This window comes from Vibrio sp. T13N, assembly GCF_032970445.1.
GTDB classification, from domain to species: Bacteria; Pseudomonadota; Gammaproteobacteria; order Enterobacterales; family Vibrionaceae; genus Vibrio; species Vibrio diabolicus.
Genome location: NZ_JAWJYE010000002.1, coordinates 350,620 through 366,785, shown reverse-complemented (window position 1 = coordinate 366,785; position 16,166 = coordinate 350,620). Strand labels below are relative to the sequence as shown.

General features: G+C 44.4%; 16 protein-coding genes. 14 read left to right on the top strand and 2 right to left on the bottom strand.

The window, feature by feature from the left end; genetic code table 11:
• The first annotated feature begins 6 nt into the window (after positions 1–6).
• The 12 genes from rbsA (at position 7) to vctC (ending at position 12,164) form a co-directional block, all read left to right on the top strand.
• Positions 7–1,512, top strand: a complete 1,506-nt coding sequence (gene rbsA / locus R2S67_RS04665; protein WP_317342540.1) for a ribose ABC transporter ATP-binding protein RbsA — start codon at positions 7–9, stop codon at positions 1,510–1,512.
• A complete protein-coding gene (gene rbsC, locus R2S67_RS04660) occupies positions 1,509–2,492 on the top strand; it encodes a ribose ABC transporter permease (RefSeq protein WP_317342539.1) in 984 nt (327 codons plus the stop codon). Before rbsA ends, rbsC begins: the two co-directional genes overlap by 4 nt.
• A gap of 77 nt (positions 2,493–2,569) precedes the next feature.
• Positions 2,570–3,448 carry a ribose ABC transporter substrate-binding protein RbsB gene (gene rbsB, locus R2S67_RS04655; protein ID WP_005397160.1) on the top strand — a complete coding sequence of 293 codons (879 nt, stop codon included), beginning with the start codon at positions 2,570–2,572 and terminating at the stop codon, positions 3,446–3,448.
• Positions 3,449–3,672: 224 nt separating this feature from the next.
• A complete protein-coding gene (gene rbsK, locus R2S67_RS04650) occupies positions 3,673–4,590 on the top strand; it encodes a ribokinase (RefSeq protein WP_182032853.1) in 918 nt (305 codons plus the stop codon).
• 33 nt (positions 4,591–4,623) lie between these two features.
• Positions 4,624–5,646 carry a substrate-binding domain-containing protein gene (locus R2S67_RS04645; RefSeq protein WP_317342536.1) on the top strand — a complete coding sequence of 341 codons (1,023 nt, stop codon included), beginning with the start codon at positions 4,624–4,626 and terminating at the stop codon, positions 5,644–5,646.
• A gap of 500 nt (positions 5,647–6,146) precedes the next feature.
• Complete coding sequence (gene pnuC, locus R2S67_RS04640) at positions 6,147–6,878, top strand: nicotinamide riboside transporter PnuC (RefSeq protein WP_005397168.1); 732 nt, start codon at positions 6,147–6,149, stop codon at positions 6,876–6,878.
• A 10-nt stretch (positions 6,879–6,888) separates the two neighbouring features.
• A complete protein-coding gene (locus R2S67_RS04635) occupies positions 6,889–7,620 on the top strand; it encodes a nucleoside phosphorylase (RefSeq protein ID WP_256950508.1) in 732 nt (243 codons plus the stop codon).
• 132 nt (positions 7,621–7,752) lie between these two features.
• Positions 7,753–8,433, top strand: a complete 681-nt coding sequence (locus R2S67_RS04630; protein ID WP_006741007.1) for a Crp/Fnr family transcriptional regulator — start codon at positions 7,753–7,755, stop codon at positions 8,431–8,433.
• A 163-nt stretch (positions 8,434–8,596) separates the two neighbouring features.
• Complete coding sequence (locus R2S67_RS04625; protein WP_317342533.1) at positions 8,597–9,505, top strand: siderophore ABC transporter substrate-binding protein; 909 nt, start codon at positions 8,597–8,599, stop codon at positions 9,503–9,505.
• A 22-nt stretch (positions 9,506–9,527) separates the two neighbouring features.
• Positions 9,528–10,463, top strand: coding sequence for an iron chelate uptake ABC transporter permease subunit VctD (gene vctD, locus R2S67_RS04620; protein WP_104972467.1), 936 nt, complete (start codon positions 9,528–9,530; stop codon positions 10,461–10,463).
• Complete coding sequence (vctG, locus tag R2S67_RS04615; RefSeq protein ID WP_317342531.1) at positions 10,456–11,406, top strand: iron chelate uptake ABC transporter permease subunit VctG; 951 nt, start codon at positions 10,456–10,458, stop codon at positions 11,404–11,406. The genes vctD and vctG overlap by 8 nt, the downstream gene beginning before the upstream one ends.
• A gap of 2 nt (positions 11,407–11,408) precedes the next feature.
• A complete protein-coding gene (vctC, locus tag R2S67_RS04610) occupies positions 11,409–12,164 on the top strand; it encodes an iron chelate ABC transporter ATP-binding protein VctC (protein ID WP_005397181.1) in 756 nt (251 codons plus the stop codon).
• Positions 12,165–12,218: 54 nt separating this feature from the next.
• Here the strand turns inward: vctC and cueR are convergent, their stop codons facing one another.
• Both cueR and R2S67_RS04600 read right to left on the bottom strand, forming a co-directional pair.
• Positions 12,219–12,605 (bottom strand): Cu(I)-responsive transcriptional regulator, encoded by a 387-nt coding sequence (cueR, locus tag R2S67_RS04605; RefSeq protein ID WP_012842332.1) that lies wholly within the window; start codon positions 12,603–12,605, stop codon positions 12,219–12,221.
• A gap of 87 nt (positions 12,606–12,692) precedes the next feature.
• A complete protein-coding gene (locus R2S67_RS04600; RefSeq protein WP_317342527.1) occupies positions 12,693–13,661 on the bottom strand; it encodes an AraC family transcriptional regulator in 969 nt (322 codons plus the stop codon).
• Between the two features lie 116 nt (positions 13,662–13,777).
• Between R2S67_RS04600 and R2S67_RS04595 the strand changes: the two genes are divergently transcribed.
• Together R2S67_RS04595 and R2S67_RS04590 are read left to right on the top strand one after the other, a co-directional pair.
• Positions 13,778–15,784 carry a TonB-dependent siderophore receptor gene (locus R2S67_RS04595; RefSeq protein ID WP_317342524.1) on the top strand — a complete coding sequence of 669 codons (2,007 nt, stop codon included), beginning with the start codon at positions 13,778–13,780 and terminating at the stop codon, positions 15,782–15,784.
• Positions 15,785–15,826: 42 nt separating this feature from the next.
• Positions 15,827–16,108 carry a DUF2218 domain-containing protein gene (locus R2S67_RS04590; RefSeq protein WP_046875989.1) on the top strand — a complete coding sequence of 94 codons (282 nt, stop codon included), beginning with the start codon at positions 15,827–15,829 and terminating at the stop codon, positions 16,106–16,108.
• The last annotated feature ends 58 nt before the right edge of the window (positions 16,109–16,166 follow it).

Sequence of the window (16,166 nt, the reverse complement as noted above, 5' to 3'; positions counted from 1 at the left end):
CAGATTATGACTCAAGCCATTCTACAACTGAGCGACATTGAGAAAGCGTTCCCGGGCGTAAAAGCACTGGACAAAGCGAGCCTGAATGTTTACCCAGGCCGTGTCATGGCGCTCATGGGAGAAAATGGAGCAGGCAAGTCAACATTGATGAAGGTGCTGACTGGCATCTATCACATGGATGCGGGTAGCATCCAATATCAAGGCCAACCTGCCGCGTTTAAAGGGCCGCGTGACTCTCAGGAAGCGGGCATCAGCATCATTCACCAAGAATTGAACTTGATCCCTGAACTAACGATTGCTGAAAACATCTATCTAGGTCGTGAATTTACCGGCACGATGGGGCGTATTCAGTGGGGCAAGATGTATGAAGAAGCAGACAAGTTGCTTCAACGCCTTAACGTAAAGCACTCATCGAAAACGTTGCTTGGTGATTTGAGCCTAGGTGAACAGCAAATGGTGGAGATCGCGAAAGCGCTTTCGTTTGAATCGAAAGTCATCATTATGGATGAGCCAACTGACGCGCTGACTGATACCGAGACGGAGTCACTATTTAAAGTGATCAACGAGCTTCGAGAGCAGGGCTGCGGTATTGTTTATATCTCACACCGTCTTAAAGAAATCTTTGAAGTCTGTGACGATATTACGGTGCTTCGTGACGGTAAATTTATCGGTGAGTGCAAGATGTCCGACACTGATGAAGACGGCCTGATTGAAATGATGGTTGGTCGTAAGTTAGAAGAGCAATACCCACGTATTGATGTGCGACATGGCGAAACTTGCCTTGAAGTGATTGGCCTGACTGGATCTGGCGTTCACAATGTGAGCTTCACGCTGAAACGCGGTGAGATATTGGGTATTTCTGGTTTGATGGGGGCAGGCCGCACTGAACTCATGAAAGTCATTTACGGCGCATTACCAAGTGAGCATGGTGTTATCAACCTCGATAACAAAACCATTAACCCGGTTAGCCCACAAGATGGCTTAGCAAATGGCATCGCTTATATCTCTGAAGATCGCAAAGGCGATGGCTTGGTGTTAGGTCTCTCGGTTAAGGAGAACATGTCACTTTGTTCTCTCAATCAGTTGACTAAAGGCTTCCAAATCCAACATAGCGACGAAGTGATTGCCGTGGAAGATTTTATCAAGCTATTTAATATCAAAACCCCTACGCGCGACCAAATCATTGGTAACTTATCCGGCGGTAACCAACAAAAAGTGGCGATCGCGAAAGGGTTAATGACCAAACCTAAAGTTTTAATTCTCGATGAGCCAACACGTGGCGTCGATGTCGGTGCGAAAAAAGAAATTTATCAACTCATCAACAAGTTCAAAGCCGAAGGCATGAGCATCATCTTGGTGTCTTCCGAGATGCCAGAAGTGCTTGGTATGAGTGACCGCATTCTGGTTATGCATGAAGGTCGTATTACTGGCGAATTCGATGCGAAAGACGCCGATCAAGAAAAATTACTCGCCTGTGCCGTAGGCAAAAAGATCAATGAGGAAGCAGCATGAGTACTAATACCATGAGCAAACCAACCGAAGCTAGCAGCAAGAAGTTGTTCACAAAAGAGTGGTTGATTGAGCAAAAATCACTGATAGCACTGATTTTTTTGATTGTTGTTGTGTCATTTTTGAACCCGAACTTCTTTACGGTCGACAACATTCTCAACATTCTTCGTCAAACCTCAGTGAATGCCATTATCGCGGTAGGTATGACACTGGTTATTTTAACAGCAGGCATCGACTTGAGTGTTGGTTCCGTACTGGCGTTATGTGGTGCCTTTACGGCAAGCATGATTGCGCTTGAAGTCCCGGTGCTGGTGGCGGTTCCGACCGCTTTAGTCGCAGGTGCAGCGTTAGGTGCAATTAGCGGCATCATCATTGCGAAGGGCAAAGTACAGGCCTTTATCGCTACGCTGGTTACCATGACGTTACTACGCGGTGTGACTATGGTGTACACCGAAGGTCGTCCAATCTCGACAGGTTTTACTGACACAGCTGATGCGTTTGCATGGTTTGGTACCGGCTACGCGCTAGGTATTCCAGTACCTGTTTGGTTAATGGTGGTCGTGTTCGCTGCGGCTTGGTACTTACTTAACCACACTCGCTTTGGTCGCTATGTTTACGCACTAGGTGGCAACGAATCAGCGACTCGTCTATCTGGTATCAATGTAGACCGAGTGAAGATTGGTGTATACGCAATCTGCGGTATGCTGGCAGCGCTTGCAGGCATCATCGTGACTTCTCGTCTGTCTTCGGCGCAGCCAACAGCGGGTATGGGTTACGAGTTAGATGCGATTGCTGCGGTTGTACTTGGTGGTACCAGCTTGATGGGCGGTAAAGGACGCATCATGGGTACGCTAATTGGTGCGCTGATCATCGGTTTCTTAAACAACGCTCTTAACCTACTAGACGTTTCCTCATACTACCAAATGATTGCCAAAGCAGTGGTTATCTTGCTCGCAGTACTGGTAGACAACAAAAACAAATAATCCATAACCATTAAATCCTGAATACAAACCGAGCCAGTGGGCGTGTGCTGGCTCACCCTACACAAAGGACTAGAACGATGAAAAAACTTGCAACTCTTATCTCTGCTGCACTTCTTTCTTCCACTGTATCAGTAGCGGCACAAGCCCAAGATACGATGGCGATTGTGGTTTCGACGCTAAACAACCCGTTCTTCGTAACGATGAAAGACGGTGCGGAAGCTAAAGCGAAAGAATTGGGGTACGACTTAATTGTACTGGACTCGCAAAATGACCCGAGCAAAGAACTGTCGAACATCGAGGATTTAAGTATTCGCGGTGTAAAAGCAATTCTTATCAACCCAACGGATTCTGATGCTGTGTCTAATGCGATTCGTATGGCGAACCGTTCTAAGATCCCTGTATTGACACTAGACCGTGGCGCAAGCCGTGGTGAAGTCGTGAGCCACATCGCGTCCGACAACGTGATCGGTGGTGAAATGGCAGGCCACTACATCATGGAAAAAGTTGGCGAAAAAGCAAAAGTAATTCAGCTTGAAGGTATTGCGGGCACATCGGCGGCGCGCGAGCGTGGTGAAGGTTTCATGAATGCCGTGAAGGGCAGCGATATGGATCTTCTTGCCAGCCAGCCAGCAGACTTTGACCGTACTAAAGGCCTAAACGTGATGGAAAACCTACTCGCGGCTAACCCTGATGTGCAAGCGGTGTTCGCACAGAATGATGAAATGGCGCTAGGTGCACTTCGCGCCGTTCAAGCTTCTGGCAAAGACGTCGTTATCGTTGGTTTTGATGGCACGGAAGACGGCATTGCGGCAGTTAACCGTGGCAAACTAGCAGCAACCATCGCGCAGCAGCCAGATCTTATCGGTGCTTTAGGTGTTGAAACGGCTGACAAAGTCTTGAAAGGTGAAAAAGTAGAAGAATACATTCCGGTACCACTAAAAGTAGTGACTAAATAAGTTTGACGTTCAATAAAACGTCCTAATTTTTGCTCTCTCCTCCGTTTATATCTGTCGTTTAGGAGGAGAGGGCGAACATACCCAAGTGACTTAAAAATGCAGGGTATAGATGCCTTTGACTTTTTATCGTGACTCTTTCGTTAGGAAGAGAAGTTAAAGTCATCTAATGTATTTTCCAAAATAGTTTTTCAAAAAAGGGTTCATTCAGAACCGAGGATAACCGTATGAATAAGTTAGTGGTGTTAGGTAGTGTAAACGCTGACCATGTTCTTCAAGTGCCTTCTTTCCCTCGCCCTGGCGAAACGCTACATGGTCGCAACTATCAAGTTATCCCAGGTGGCAAAGGTGCCAACCAAGCTGTTGCTGCAGCTCGACTCAAGGCTGATATTGGCTTTATTGCTTGTGTAGGCGATGACTCGTTCGGCATCAATATTCGTGAAAACTTCAATATGGACGGCATCGACATCACTGGTGTGAAGATGCAACCAAACTGCCCAACTGGCATTGCGATGATTCAAGTGTCGGATAGTGGTGAAAACAGCATTTGTATTTCAGCAGAAGCGAATGCCAAATTGACAGCAGAAGCGATTGAGCCAGATTTAGATCGCATTCGCCAAGCGGATTACCTGCTGATGCAATTGGAAACGCCGATGTGCGGCATTGAGAAAGCCGCGCGAGTGGCGAAAAATGCAAAAACTAACGTCATTTTAAACCCTGCCCCTGCTCGTGAACTGTCAGACGAACTGCTTGCTTGTATTGATGTCATTACACCAAATGAAACCGAAGCTGAAGTGTTGACGGGGGTAACGGTAACGGATAATGACAGCGCGCAAGAAGCGGCGAATGTGCTTCATAGCAAAGGTATCGAAATTGTCATGATCACACTCGGTGCGAAAGGTGTTTGGTTAAGTCAAAATGGTAGAGGTGAGCTCATCCCGGGGTTCCGTGTTGACGCGACCGATACCACCGCAGCAGGGGATACGTTTAATGGAGCATTCGTCACTGGCCTGTTAGAGGATTTACCTTTAGAATCAGCAATTAAGTTTGCACATGCGGCGGCTGCAATTTCTGTGACCCGCTTTGGCGCGCAGACGTCGATCCCAACTCGCGAAGAGGTGGACGCGTTTCTCGCTGCACAATAGGGCTTAAACGCCTCATCAATTAGGAGTAATAACATGGCGACGATGAAAGACATCGCAAAACTGGCAGGGGTTTCCACTTCAACAGTGAGCCATGTTATTAACAAGACGCGTTTTGTGAGTGAAGAGATCTCCGAACGCGTCAATAATGCTGCAAAAGAACTCAACTACTATGCGCCATCAGCTTTGGCGCGTAGCCTCAAAGTCAATCGTACCAAAACCATTGGTATGCTGGTGACAACTTCAACCAACCCATTCTTTGGCGAAGTCGTAAAAGGCGTCGAACGCAGTTGCTATCACAAAGGCTATAGTCTCATTCTATGTAACACCGAAGGTGACAACGAACGCATGCGCCAGTCCATTAATACGCTTTTGCAAAAGCGTGTCGATGGTTTGATCTTGATGTGCTCCTCGCTAGAAGGGGAGCGTATCGATGTATTTGAGCGTTATCCTGATATCCCTGTCGTGGTGATGGATTGGGGGCCGATGCTGTTTACGAGCGATAAAATTCAAGATAACTCGCTTCGTGGCGGTTACCTAGCGGCGAAATACCTGATTGATTGTGGCCACACAGAAATAGGATGTATCACTGGCCCTTTGATTAAACACCAAGCGCAAATGCGATACGAAGGTTACAAACGTGCGATGAACGAAGCAGGCTTGGAATTTAATGCCAACTGGATCATTGAATCGGACTTCGAATGTGAAGGCGGATATCAAGCATTTATGAAAATGGCGCAGCGAGGCACCTTACCCAGCTCGATTTTCGTTTCCAATGATATGATGGCGATGGGTGTGATTAACGCCGCAAATGAGCTCAATATTAAAGTCCCGGAACAGATTTCAATCATCGGTTACGATGACATACATATCGCGAAGTTCATGTCGCCATCACTCACCACAATTCACCAGCCTAAATACCGTCTTGGGCAAGCTGCCGTGGAAACGCTTGTCCGAAAATTGGATGGTAAATCAACAGAAGCGCAAGTCGTGCAATTAGAACCTACCTTAGTTGAACGAAAAAGTGTCAAGATATTAAAGTCAAGCAGCACTAGATGACCTGTGATGTTGAGCTAAAAAATCAAAAAAGTCGTTTCTCTTTATACTATAAAGCCTTACTATCACCATTGATTATAAATAAAAATATTAATTGTTGTCTGGCGGATTAGTTAAATGTTATCAAAAGGTTACGCTAAGTTCTCCGTAAAGCATCCTTGGTTTCACCGAGTTAATGTTATTGCGGTCATACTGATTTTTTTTGTGAGCTGTTATCAGCTCTTGGTGAATGAAGCATTCGAGTACGCAATTGGGTTTGTTATTACACTTTTGGCGTCAGCTTTATTTGCATCAGCTTCCGCATTCAAAAAGCGCTATTTAGGTTTGGATTCTTAGGCGTGTTAATTTCCAAGCGGTTCAATTGAGTCATTTATTGCTTTCAAGCAAATATTGAACTGAATTATGATCGAGTGCATCAAGAGGGGGACAAATGTCCTCCTTTTTGTTAGGTGTCACGCCCTAATATAGGCATATTCCCAAACAAAATAATAAAGGACATCGACATGGACCTACTTGCCTTACTCGATATAAACAACACCCTGGTTAACATTCCAATTGGCGGCGGTTACGCAATGAGTTGGATCGAAGCTTTCGGTACGGTTTTTGGATTGCTTTGCATTTGGTTTGCTAGCCAAGAAAAAACCATCAACTACTTATTCGGTTTGCTGAATGTCACTCTTTTTGCCGTTATCTTTTTCCAAATTCAGTTATACGGATTATTACTTCTTCAACTGTTTTTCTTCTGTGCGAACATTTACGGTTGGTATGCTTGGACTCGTCCAAATGCGGAAGGTGAAACGCTGGAAGTACGCTGGTTAAACAAACAGAAACTCATCGCCACTGCTTCTATTAGCGTTGTGTCTATCGCGTTGTTAACCATCTACATCGACCCTTTTTTCTTTGCATTAGCAAACATTGCTGTTGATAGCTTGAATCTCTTTGGTGCAGGTTTGGCTGATCCGGTACTTGAACCTGATGCGTTCCCGTTTTGGGATGCAACCATGACAGTACTTTCTGTTGTTGCACAAATTCTGATGACACGTAAATATGTGGAAAACTGGATTCTTTGGGTTGTGATTAACATCATCAGTGTTGGCATCTACGCGACACAGGGTGTTTATGCGATGTCTGTTCAGTATGCGATTTTGATGTTCATTGCTGCCAATGGTACGCGTGAATGGGCCCGTAGCGCCAAGCGCAATGGCGATAAAACCTTAGCTCAAGCTGCAGCATAAGGAACGAAAAATGGCTAAACAACCTCATATTGGTGTTGATGAAACACAAGTCGCTTCTCTCGTCATTGTATGTGGTGAGCCAGACCGAGCTAATCGTATTGCCGCATTATTGGATGATGCAGAAATGATCTCGGAAAATCGCGAGTACCGTGTTTTTACTGGCAAATACAAAGACCAGCCTGTTTCAGTATGCAGCACAGGTATCGGCGCCCCATCGATGATCATCGCAGTTGAAGAGCTAAAACAGTGCGGCGTAACTCATGTAGTACGTGTTGGATCGGCAGGTGCGATGCAATCAGGCATTCAGCTTGGCGAGCTAATCATTGCCGAAGGTGCGGTAAGAGATGAAGGCGGATCCAAAGCGTATGTGGATTCGGCTTATCCGGCGTACGCAAGTTTTTCCTTATTAAAAGAAGTTGAGCGTTACCTGTCGGTGCAAGAGGCGCGTTATCATTTCGGTGTGGTACGTTCTCACGACAGTTTCTATACCGATGACGAAGATGCGATATGCCAATACTGGAACAAGAAGGGCGTCTTAGGTGCCGATATGGAAACCTCAGCTTTGTTTGCCGTTGGCCGATTACGTGGTCTTCATGTGGCTTCGATCTTAAATAACGTCGTTCTGTACCAACAAAATGTGAAAGAAGGGGTTGGCCAGTACGTTGATGAAGCGAAAGTAATGATGCAAGGTGAGAAGCTTGCTGCAATGACGGCGTTAGAAGCGCTGATTGCTCAGAGATAGTCCGTACTAACTTCAGTAACTCTTATAAATCAATGAATGTAAAGCGACAGGCCACTGTCGCTTTTTTATTTGGTGTTACGGGGTACAATCCATCTGAGATAGTTATCAGTAACTTTTCTGAGAGAACAGAGAATGAAAATCAGCCCGTATCCAACTGGCCGCTTCAAAACATACCTTGAAAAAAAGAGCGTTGCCTTTCGTGAGATGATCTATCAGTGTCAAATTAGTACGCGTTACTTTGATGCTGGGGAAGAAATTCTCCGTCAAGGTGAGCAACTTCAGTACTTATATGTTGTGCCGGTAGGTCGAGTTTCAATGAGTATATTGGCCGCGAATGGGCGACGCTTTCAATTAGGAGAGGCAAACTGCGACTACCATATCTATGGTGAAATGGAGTACTTCACTCAGACTCCTTGCCAATGGAACGTGATTGCAGACGAGCACATGCAGGTTGATGTCATCTGCATCCAAAAACTAACTGAAGCGCTACAAAAGCATCCAGAAATGATGGTGTTCTTTGCTTCAGCGTTGGCCGAAGATTATCAAGATTCTATGGATATCTATACCAATCGGTTATTGCATCCCATTACTTATAATATTGCGTATGATCTTTTCGTCCGTAATCAAACCAACACATTGCTCGGTGGCTTTGACAAAGTGAATCAAGAAGCTGAGCGATTTGGTACTTCTGGTCGTGTTTATCGACGTGCAGTTAAAGATTTGATTGAAAAGGGATTGATTGCAAAAACGGAAAACGGGTTGGAGATTATTGATGAGCTTGCACTCAAAGCATTTATCGAAGCGCATGAATGATACACCTAGATATTGCAATGAATGGTTTTTATAAGTCTTTGATATAGTTGGAGCTCGAATAAGCGTAACTAATGTAAAGTACCTTAAATTTTGTTGAATGCAGTAAAGAGTAACGTTATATTGCGAACGCGCATGATAATAGATCTCATTAAGGCTTAACAAAATGAAAAAATTCCTCGGTGCGGCTATGCTGTCGCTATTTACTGTTTCTCCTTCTTTCGCTGCTAAGGTTGTGATTGACCATTACATGGGGCAAACCGAGCTAGAGCAATCACCAGAGCGCGTGGTTGTGATTGGCTTTGGACCGCTAGATGCGCTGGACAACTTTGGTATCGATCCTGTTGCAGTCTCTAACTCTTCTAATCTGCCTAGCTACCTTTCAAAATACAGCAAAGATAACTACACCTCTGCGGGTAGTTTGTTTGAACCTGACTTTGAAACCATTTACATGCAAAAACCAGATTTGATATTGGTTGGTCCGCGAGCGTCTGCGAAATATGAAGAGCTGAGTGAAATTGCTCCTACGGTCGTTTTTGCTGCGAAAGAGAATCAAGGTTACTGGGAAGGTACGCAAGCACAGTGGCGCAATATTGGTAAAATCTTCAATATCGAAGAAAAAGTAGAGCAGAAAATTGAAGCGCTAGATGCTCAATTCAAAGCAATCCGTGACTACAACCAATCAAATAACAATGATGCGTTAACGATTTTAAGCATGGGTGACAACATCAGTGCGTTTGGATCTCAATCGCGATTTGGTGTGATTTATAACGATTTCGGTTTCTTGGAAACGGTTGAACACGTGAAAACGGGCACTCACGGAGATGTTATTTCTTATGAATTTATTCGTGAAGCTAACCCGAAAAATATACTCGTAGTTGACCGCAATTCGCTAAAAGGCACGCCAGATAACGATATTCGTAAGTCCATGGATAACGACTTAGTCAAAGCAACCGCCGCATATAAGAATCACAAAATCACTTATTTAGATGTGGACGCGTGGTACTTGTCGATGTCTGGTGTGACTGCAACAGAAAAAATGGTAAGTGAGATCAAGCAAACCATTGAACTGTAATCCAAGATAGCAGAGGTTAACTTTGAAAAAGTTATTGCTAACCCTTGTGGTTTTAAGCACGGTTTCGTTGTTTGTTGGGGTGGCAAACATGACGCCCCAACAGTTATTTTCGGGTGATGAGAAAGCGTTGGAGCTTTTCTTTACCAGCCGTATACCACGTTTATTTGCCATATTACTCGCTGGTGCTGGCTTGAGTATTGCGGGTCTTGTCATGCAGCAAATCAGCCAGAACCGATTCGCGGCACCTTCTACAACTGGTACGATCGAATGTGCCATGCTGGGCTACGTACTGAGCGTGGTTTTCTTTGGTAACGACAATCACCTTTGGCTCGTATTCGGCATCTCGGTATTTGGGACGCTAGCATTTATTTTCTTTATTCAACGCATTCAATTTAAGAGTGTGGTCTTTGTGCCACTTGTCGGAATTATTTTCGGCAATGTCATCCAATCAATGACTACATTTATTGCTTACAAATACGATGCGTTACAAAGTCTAAACGCGTGGACGGTAGCGAATTTTGCCAACATCTTACGTGGTGACTTTGAGCTACTGTACATCGCGGTACCAATGGCTATTCTCAGCTATCTTTTTGCCGCAAGGATTTCAGCCGTGGGTATCGGAAAAGATTTCGCGGTTAACTTGGGGTTAAATTATCAGCAGGTTGTCACGATTGGCGTGCTGTTGGTGTCCATCATGTCGGCAAGTGTCGTGATGATTGTGGGGCAGCTGCCATTCCTTGGCCTGATTGTGCCGAACCTCGTTAGTCACTTTTATGGTGATAACCTCAAAAAGAACATTCCGCTTACGGCCATGTATGGGGCGACTTTAGTGCTGTGTTGCGACTTGGTGAGTCGTTTGATTATCTTCCCTCATGAAATGCCAATCTCTATCGTGATCAGCATATTGGGTGGCGTGGTATTCATCGCGATGTTGTTGCGAGGTAAGCAACATGCGTGATTCAACGAAAATCCTACTGCTAGGTGGCATTGCGGTACTTTTTGCATGTTTGTTTATTGGTATTGGGCTAACGGCTGACAACTACCAGTATTTTTTATCTCGTAGAGTTCCTAAAGTATTGGCGATAGTGCTAGCGGGTGTGGCAATTGCTCAGTCTTCACTTGTATTTCAAACCATTACTCACAACCGAATTTTAACGCCTAGTATCATGGGGTTTGATGCGTTGTATGTGTTGACGCAAATTTTGATCGTGCTGATTTTTGGTGGTTTGAGTACTTTAGTTCTTAACTTGTACGTCAATTTCGCGATTGCCGTAATTGTAATGGTGTCGTTTTCGTTATTGTTGTTTGGTTTTTACTTTTCTAAAGGAAGCAAGAACTTGATTACGTTGCTATTGGTCGGCTTGATCTTTGGTCAGCTATTTTCCAATGCGGCGTCATTTTTCTCTTTGTTGATGGACCCAAATACGTTTGCAATCGTTCAATCGAAACTTTACGCCAGCTTTAATAATGTCAAAGTGAATTTGGTTTACTTTAGTGCACCAGCTTTGGTGTTTGCATGTTGGTTGCTATTTAGTATGCATCGCACTTTAGATGTGTTTTGGCTCGACCAAGACAATGCGAAAAGTTTGGGCGTCGACGTACCTAAGGTGACGCGAAATGTATTCATTATCTCGGCGGTTCTGATTGCTATTTCTACGGCTTTAGTGGGACCAATTATGTTCTTTGGTTTGCTGGTGACCAACTTAAGCCGAGAAATGTTCCGAAGTTACCAACACAAAACGCTACTGGTTGGTTGTTCGTTTCTCTCCATCAGCTCGTTACTGGCTGGGCAATGGATTATCGAGAACGTGTTCAGTTTTGAGACGACGTTGAGTGTCGTTATTAACTTTATTGGTGGTGCGTATTTCTTATACCTACTACTGAAAAACAAAGTTGTATAAATATGATAGTGATAGACAAATTAACGAAGGCCTTCGGTTCAAACAAAGTAGTTGATGAGGCCAATACTCAGTTTGAAAAGGGTAAGGTAACATCAATTATTGGCCCGAATGGCGCGGGAAAGAGCACGCTGTTATCTATGGCTTCGCGCTTAACGGAGCGGGATGGTGGTAGTGTTATCATTGATTGCAAGGAAATTGCGGAATGGGACACTAAAGAGTTAGCGAAAAAGCTGGCGGTACTTCGTCAAGCCAACTCTATTACCATGCGATTTACCGTGAAGGAGTTGGTCTCTTTTGGCCGTTTCCCATACTCCAAAGGAAATCTGACCAAAGAAGATCATGCGGTGATTGAACAAGCGATCGACTATTTAGATTTACAAGGTATCCAAGACAAATATTTGGATGAATTAAGTGGTGGTCAGCGACAGCTTGCGTTTATTGCCATGGTGATTGCACAAGATACAGACTACGTTTTTCTTGATGAACCACTTAACAATCTAGATATCAAACACTCTCTTCAGATCATGAAAGTCGTGCAGCGGTTAGCTCATGACATGAACAAAGCCATGGTGGTGGTAATTCATGATATTAATTTCGCAGCGTGCTACTCGGATGTCATATTGGCGCTTAAGCAAGGCAAAGTTGTGGCAAGTGGTGCGGTGGAGGAGGTGATTCAGGCGTCTACGCTAGAGGATATCTACGAAACGCCGTTTAATATTATCGAATTAAACGGCAAGCGCATGTGTACTTACCATTAATCCAACCTCAGGGCTTAATGAAAGCGATTCCTCAATGAGGATAGATAGGCGAGTTTACTTGGTGAGCTCGTCTATGATTGGGCATCGGCTTTCAGCGTCTCCCGGACAAGAAGAAACCCAACCTTCAAGTTGCGTTTTGATCTCCATAAGGTGCGCGATTTTTTCTTCAACCTCTCTCAGCTTATCCATGGTTCTTGCTTTTACTTCGCTGCTTTTTCGGTTGGGATTATGGGCAAGCTGCACAAACTCTTTGCATTCTTGCAGTGAAAAGCCAGCGTTTTTTGCGCGTGATACTAAGTTAAGCTCTTGAATATGATTATCTGAATATTCGCGATAGCCAGAGTCGCTGCGCGCTGGTGGAGATATGATCCCTTTGTCTTCATACAATCGAATCGACTTAGATGAAAGCCCAGTAAGCTTTGCGACAGCACCAATATTCATGTTCAACCTCCATAACGTTTAAGGCGAGTATATACCGATGTTGTGGATAAGACACTCCTAAATAACAGTCAGTTACCTGGGGCCTCTTTACTCTTTTATCACTTCATGCGGTGGTACACCAAATACCTTTTTGAAAGCGCAGGTGAAGTTGGAAGGGTGGTGGTATCCGGCTTCATAAGCCGCTTCCGTGATCGTCACTAGGCCACGTTCCAAGTGTTGCCTCGCAATCTCAAGGCGACGAAAGCGAATATAACCATTTACGGTCATATTCAGTGATTGTTTAAATCGGCGCTGCAGGTTTGAAACGCTCATTGAAAACACGCTTGCCAACTTTTCTAAGCCTAGTTCTTGCTCAAGGTGAGTTTCTATATAGCTAACAATATCCTCTATTCGACCATCTGTGTGCCGTTCATGGTTATTTTTATTAGCACTGAAGTTTTTGGGGATTTGCTTAGTCGCTTGATGCAAAATTTGATAGATCAAGCTTTCAACTTCCAACTTATCTTGGAATTCTTGTGGTGTTTCTCGGCTTGTCAGCGTTTCAGTCAGTTCGCATAACGCCTGGTTAAGCTCTAGAGGATGAAACGCCTGATGAGAGTTAAAAAAGGACCGATGACGACAGGTTTGGTCAAGGCGAGCCTCTAGCCACTGGGGCTTAACCAATATGTTGATCTTATTAATGACGTTATCTTTGAGCAGTGAACGACGAAAGTTTGCAGGTTTGAGTAGGTTCACCACGACACCTTTAGGGCCGTCGCTTGCGTCTAAATCAAATTGCAAATCGTCATAGCCAAACGAGAGCTTACCTTCTAAAAGAATAGTGACCAACAGTGAGGCGTGTGCAGTGGAAACAATATGTGAATCAACAAGCTCTAGGCAACGTCCACCATGAATAAAGATTTGATCATTGTACTGATATGATAGGAATTTGCCTTCTGCCAGTTGAGTTTGACAAGGTTGACCTTGCGTGACGATCCACTGCTTTTCTGTGGCTTCCAGTTTTTGGGTTAAAGCGATCTTGGCAATTCTAGTTCGTTTTGGTGTGACTTCCTGCATTTGACACTTCCTCATAACACTTGTGCGATTTCGCATAATCAAATCGCCTTTGTATTTATAAAACTCATGCTTATTATATCTGAGAATTATTATCATTAATATTTAGGAATGAAGTTATGGAAAGCCCTGCTTGTTCATCTATCAAGCTTTCAAGCCTTTGCCTTGCAGTGGGAATGGCGCTATCAAACCCTGTTTTAGCTCAAGATACCGAGTCACATTTTGAAGAAGTCGTTGTATGGGGAACAAAAGTTTCTAGCAATACTGAGTCGATGTTTGCGGACGACATGTCACTGAAGCAAGCGGATCATATGTCTGATTTACTGCGCGATATTCCCGGTGTTGATGTTGGTGGAACACACTCTGTGAATCAACGTATTACCATTCGTGGTTTGAGCGAAACCGATTTGGACATTCGTCTTGATGGTGCTTCTCAGCATGCGAGCATGTTCCATCACATTGGTAACTTGACGCTAAACCCTGACATTCTCAAATCTGCCGATATCCAGGTAGGTAATAACTCTGTGACTCAAAATGGCTTAGGCGGCTCGGTTTATTTTGAAACGAAAGACGCTCGTGATTTACTTCGTTACGATGAAACGTTTGGTGCTCGTGTTTATGGCGGTTATGCATCCAACGACAACCAACAAGGCTCGTTGACACTGTACGGGCTTTTGTCCGAAAACATTGATGCGATGGTTTATGGTCATTACGTTACGCGTGATGACTTCGAAGATGGTGACGGCAACAAAACCTATGGCGCTGCGGGTGATGTTTACAACATTCTGGCTAAGTTGGGGTATGAACTAAACGACATCCATCGTTTTGAGCTCTCTTATGACATGTACCGAGACAGTGGTGATTACAGTCCGCGTCCTGATATGTCGGGTAGTGCGAACAATGGCTTATCGAGCACGTTACTTATTCCTACGGATTATGACCGAGATACCGTTACCTTGAGTTACGAGCTGCGAGGCGAACAACATCAAGGAAACGTCACGCTTTATAATACCGAGACGGAAATTAAACGGGATGAGAGCGTTATGGCTCCTCGCTGGCCTTCGAACCGTTTATCGAAGAACACCGCTAAAAACCAAAACTTTGGTTTGAATGGTAAGTTCCAGTCGGATGTTATGTTAGGTGAGTTTGATAATCGAATCACCTATGGTTTCGACTACATGGATAAGACATCTTCAAGTTACTACGGTAGTCGTAAGTTCATGGATGAATCGGCCATTTCAACCGCATTGTTTGTAGAAGACCAGTTCTTCTTCTCTGATGCTTTCTTTGTTACCGCAGGTATGCGTTTTGATGATTACAAACGTGAAGCTGAAACGGCGACGAGTAACTATGATGATGTGACCTGGGCCCTAGCAGCAGAATGGGCAGTCACTCAGGATTGGACGTTGTTTGCGAGCGCACGCTCTCTATTCAAAGGCCCTGAGCTGATGGAAACCTTTATTGCTTACCAAGACGTTGCATTTTTAGAGGATGGACTAAAGCCAGAAACGGGGTTGAACACACAGGGTGGTGTCCGTTTTGATAAAACCTTTGATAAGCATTTCTTTGGAGCGAATATTACGGCATTCCAAACGGAAATTGATGATTACATTGCAGACCAGTACCAAAACGCGACTCAAACTTACCTGATTTACAACTTAGGTGATGTCGAGATTAAAGGCTTTGAGGCAAGTGCTTCTTATGGCTACGACAAGTTTAACAGCAAACTTTCTTACTCTAAGTCGGACACCAAAAACAAGAATACTGGTGGCCCTGTTGCTGGGGGTAATGGGCGTAGCATTGATATGGGTGATAGTATTGCTCTAACTTTGGATTACCAGTCAGACGCTTTAGAAACGATCTTCGGGTGGAACTCAATGTTTGTTCTAGAGGAAGACAACGTCTTTGATGGTCAGCCAAAGAAAGCAAGTTATGATGTACATAATCTATATGCTCAATGGGTGCCGTCTGATATTGATGGACTGTCGGTGACCTTTGGTATTGATAATGTATTTGACGAGTTGTACAGCTCTCATGCGTCTCGTTCGGGTACTGCACGTGGCTTCACGCTTGATGACTACGAGCCGGGTCGCAACTTCAAACTTTCTGCTGCTTATCAATTCTAATAGGGCTCCCGAGAGGGGGCGCTTCAAAACACGAGTAAATTCATGATTAAAGAAAGCACCCGAATAGATAGCGAACACGCTGACAAATACTTAGTGACACTTTGTCGGCATTTTGGACGAAAGGTTCCTGCTACTTGGAATGAAAACAGCGGTTTGGTGACATTTCCGACGGGAAAAGCGGAGTTTGCTCTTTGCGAGTCTAGCTTGACCATTATTTGTGAGGCGGATTCCGAAGAGAAACTGAGCACAGTGAAGGCGATAATCTCATCGCATGTAGACATGTTCTCTCGTCGAGAAACATTAGCACTTAACTGGGTTCGCTAGAGCTATTGATGAATGTGCAGAAAATGAGAGCGCATTAAAAGCAAAAAGCCCGCGCTCT

Excerpts from the sequence above, each read along its gene's own strand:
- rbsB (WP_005397160.1), top strand. The coding sequence starts at position 2,570 with ATGAAAAAACTTGCAACTCTTATCTCTGCTGCACTTCTTTCTTCCACT.
- rbsC (WP_317342539.1), top strand. The coding sequence starts at position 1,509 with ATGAGTACTAATACCATGAGCAAACCAACCGAAGCTAGCAGCAAGAAG.
- rbsK (WP_182032853.1), top strand. The coding sequence starts at position 3,673 with ATGAATAAGTTAGTGGTGTTAGGTAGTGTAAACGCTGACCATGTTCTT.
- R2S67_RS04630 (WP_006741007.1), top strand. The coding sequence starts at position 7,753 with ATGAAAATCAGCCCGTATCCAACTGGCCGCTTCAAAACATACCTTGAA.
- R2S67_RS04595 (WP_317342524.1), top strand. The coding sequence starts at position 13,778 with ATGGAAAGCCCTGCTTGTTCATCTATCAAGCTTTCAAGCCTTTGCCTT.
- R2S67_RS04600 (WP_317342527.1), bottom strand. The coding sequence starts at position 13,661 with ATGCAGGAAGTCACACCAAAACGAACTAGAATTGCCAAGATCGCTTTA.
- vctC (WP_005397181.1), top strand. The coding sequence starts at position 11,409 with ATGATAGTGATAGACAAATTAACGAAGGCCTTCGGTTCAAACAAAGTA.
- R2S67_RS04635 (WP_256950508.1), top strand. The coding sequence starts at position 6,889 with ATGGCTAAACAACCTCATATTGGTGTTGATGAAACACAAGTCGCTTCT.
- rbsA (WP_317342540.1), top strand. The coding sequence starts at position 7 with ATGACTCAAGCCATTCTACAACTGAGCGACATTGAGAAAGCGTTCCCG.
- R2S67_RS04590 (WP_046875989.1), top strand. The coding sequence starts at position 15,827 with ATGATTAAAGAAAGCACCCGAATAGATAGCGAACACGCTGACAAATAC.
- cueR (WP_012842332.1), bottom strand. The coding sequence starts at position 12,605 with ATGAATATTGGTGCTGTCGCAAAGCTTACTGGGCTTTCATCTAAGTCG.
- pnuC (WP_005397168.1), top strand. The coding sequence starts at position 6,147 with ATGGACCTACTTGCCTTACTCGATATAAACAACACCCTGGTTAACATT.
- R2S67_RS04645 (WP_317342536.1), top strand. The coding sequence starts at position 4,624 with ATGGCGACGATGAAAGACATCGCAAAACTGGCAGGGGTTTCCACTTCA.
- R2S67_RS04625 (WP_317342533.1), top strand. The coding sequence starts at position 8,597 with ATGAAAAAATTCCTCGGTGCGGCTATGCTGTCGCTATTTACTGTTTCT.
- vctG (WP_317342531.1), top strand. The coding sequence starts at position 10,456 with ATGCGTGATTCAACGAAAATCCTACTGCTAGGTGGCATTGCGGTACTT.